This window comes from Paenibacillus oryzisoli (assembly GCF_001653565.1).
Classification (GTDB): Bacteria; Bacillota; Bacilli; order Paenibacillales; family NBRC-103111; genus Paenibacillus_E; species Paenibacillus_E oryzisoli.
Genome location: NZ_LYPB01000012.1, coordinates 1 through 1,136, shown reverse-complemented (window position 1 = coordinate 1,136; position 1,136 = coordinate 1). Strand labels below are relative to the sequence as shown.

The 1,136-nt window shown below is 45.7% G+C and carries 1 protein-coding gene; it reads left to right on the top strand.

Annotation, left to right across the window (positions count from 1 at the left end; translation table 11 throughout):
• Positions 1-1,103, top strand: a 1,103-nt coding sequence (ltrA, locus tag A8708_RS00085; RefSeq protein WP_082927167.1) for a group II intron reverse transcriptase/maturase, incomplete at its 5' end; no start/stop codon positions are given.
• Positions 1,104-1,136 lie beyond the last annotated feature (33 nt).

Genomic DNA, 1,136 nt, shown 5'->3' with positions numbered 1-1,136 from the left:
TGCGGTCAAAGACGTACCGATCAAAACCAGTAAGGAGAGTCTATATCCCGAAAGCAGATGGCGCACAAAGACCTTTGGGCATTCCTACCGTAGGAGACAGAGTAGTACAAGCGGCGGCAAGGCGAATAATAGAACCGATCTTTGAAGGGATTTTTCTAGACTGTAGCTATGGCTTTCGTCCAGGCAGAAGCGCCCATATGGCCCTTGAGAAAATTGGCAAGGATTTAATGGATGGATACACGTATGTCATTGACGCTGATCTAAAATCTTACTTTGACACGATTCCGCATGAGAAATTAATAGACGCGATACGTGAAGAAGTGGTAGATGGAAGTGTGCTGGAATTGATCCGAAGTTTTCTGAAAGCAGGGGTCATGGACAACGGAAGCTTTCACCTAAACGATGTAGGAACCATGCAAGGTGGGGTCATAAGTCCGTTACTTGCAAATATCTATCTACATCCGCTGGACAAGGTGATGACGGAACGAGGACAACGAATAACCAGATATGCGGATGACTTTGTGGTCTGTTGCAAGACGCAGAAGGGTGCAGAGCGAGTGTTAAAGTCGGTAGTTCGCTTCTTAGAACAAGAACTTGGACTAAAAGTACATCCAGAGAAAACGAAAATAGTAAATAACCGAGAAGAACCTTTGATATTCTTGGGATATGAATTTCGACAAGGTTGGATGATGCCCTCGGACAAGGCCAAAAAGAAGTTTAAAGAACGAACGAAGGAGATTACACGTAGAAACCAAACTGTGAATCTGGAAACGCTGATAAAGAAGAAGCTAAATCCGTATCTACGAGGATGGGGCAACTACTTTGTGCGAGGTCAAGGGATCAAATTCTTCAAAGAGATGGATAGCTGGATACGCCGGAGACTCCGAGCCATACAACTGAGAAGCTGGAGGAAACCACGGAAGTTGCATCGCGTATTGAGGCGTAATAAATACAAAGGTGAACTCCCCAAACTTAGAATGACAGCTTGGAGGAGTTCAATGTCAATGCCAGTCCATGTAGCGATGCCGAACGCTTGGTTCGAAGAACTAGGTCTATGTGAACTTGCTAATCTCTACAATGAACTACACCCCCAGAGGGGATAGCGCTGGAGGAGCCGAATGCGATGACCCGCACGT